Source organism: Methylobacterium sp. WL18 (assembly GCF_008040015.1).
In the GTDB taxonomy this organism is placed as follows: Bacteria; Pseudomonadota; Alphaproteobacteria; order Rhizobiales; family Beijerinckiaceae; genus Methylobacterium; species Methylobacterium mesophilicum.
Map to the genome: position 1 here is coordinate 1 of NZ_VRVD01000840.1, position 1,702 is coordinate 1,702.

The following is a 1,702-nucleotide window of genomic DNA, read 5'->3' on the forward strand; positions in this document are numbered from 1 at the left end:
GGGCAGCCTCGGCCGGCCCGGGGCGGATCTGCGGCGCCTGCCCACCGGCCTGGACCTGCGCAACGTCCGGCTTGTCGAGGGCGTGCGCGCGGCCTTCGCGTTCGGCGTCGTGATCCTGATCAACATCTGGGTGCAGTGGCCGCCGCTGCTCACCATGGCGCTTGCCGCCAACCTCGCGTGTTTCTGCGACAATGGCGGTCCGATGCGGGCGCGCCTGCGCGTGCTGACCGCGTTCTCGCTGCTCGGCGGCCTGCTCTGGGCGGGCCTCGGCCTGCTGCAGCCCCTGGGGCTGCTGGTGGTGGTGCCGATCTCCTGCGCGCTGATCTTCGCGTGCTCCTACGTCCGGGTCTGGAGCGTGCAGGCGCAATCGGCCGGGAACGTGCTGGTGGTCGTCCTGTGCATCGCCCTCGACCGGCCGCTGACCCTGGAGCAGGCCGGGATCGTGGCGCTGATGTTCGCGGCCGGCGGGCTCTGGGCGACGCTGCTCGCCCTGGTGATCTGGCGCCTTCACCCGTACCGGCCGGCGCACCGGGCGGTGGCCGAGGTCTGGCACGGCCTGGCGCGGCTCTGCGGCGACCTCGAGCGGCTCGTCGCCCTGCCCGATCCCGACGCGGACGCGTTCGACGGACATGCACGCGGCCACCGGCGGGGCGTGCGCGCGAGCATCGAGGCCGCCCGCACCATGATCCTCGACCTCGCCCGCTCCCGGGAGCGCGTCTCCGAGCGCACTGCCCAGGCGCTGCTGCGCCTGGAGAGCGCCGAGCAGATCTTCTCGGCGCTGATCGCCGTGGCGGAGCTGATCGACAGCCGCCCCGATGCCCGCCGCCGGGCCCTGGCCAAGACCTTCCTCCGGCGCCTGCGCCCGCTCCTGGTCACCATCGCCCGGGCGATCCGCGACGATGCCAGCCTCGATCTCGCCCGGCTGGAGCGCTCCATCGCCCGGGCGGCCGAGGACCTGTCGGAGGATCCGACCCTGGCGCGGCTGGCAGACCCGATCGTCGGGCGCGTCCGGATGGGCGCCAAGCTGTCGACCCCGGAGGGCTATCGGCCCGGCGGCACCCTCACGGACGGCCGCAGCCTCGACCGCTGGACCCGCTATTGGGAGCCGCTGCGGCAGAACTTCACCCCGGCCTCGCCGAACCTCCGGCACGCCCTGCGGGCCACCGCGGTCGCGGCGCCGGCGCTGGCCGCGACCCTGACCTATGCCGGCGCGTTCACGCACTGGCTGGTGATGACCGTGGTGCTGACCATGCAGCCGTTCTACGCCGCGACCTGGCAGCGGGCGCTGGAGCGGATCGGCGGCACGGTGCTCGGCGGCCTCGCGGGGGCGGTGCTGGCCTACTACGCCACAACCCCGCTGGTGGAGGCCGGGCTGATCCTCGTGCTCAGCGTCGTCGGGTTCGCGGCGCGCCAGATCTCCTACGGCTTCTTCGTCACCTGCCTGACCCCGCTGGTGGTGCTGCTGGTCGAATTGCTGGAGCCCGGCCACAGCTCCTGGGAGATCGTCGGCATGCGCGCCGGCTTCACCGTGCTGGGCGGGCTGATCGCGGTGGCGAGCTGCCTCCTGCTCTGGCCGATCTGGGAGCCGGACCAAGTCCGCCAGGAGTTGCGGCGGGCGCTGAAGGCCCATGCCGGCTTCGCCGAGGCGGTGCTGCTCAGCCTCCCCGGCGAGGCCCGCGACGCCGTCGTGCCCGCCCGGGCC

At 73.9% G+C, this 1,702-nt stretch carries 1 protein-coding gene; it reads left to right on the forward strand.

Going from position 1 to position 1,702, the window contains the following annotated elements:
• Positions 1–1,702, forward strand: a 1,702-nt coding sequence (locus FV228_RS28895) for an FUSC family protein (RefSeq protein ID WP_246694066.1), incomplete at both ends; no start/stop codon positions are given.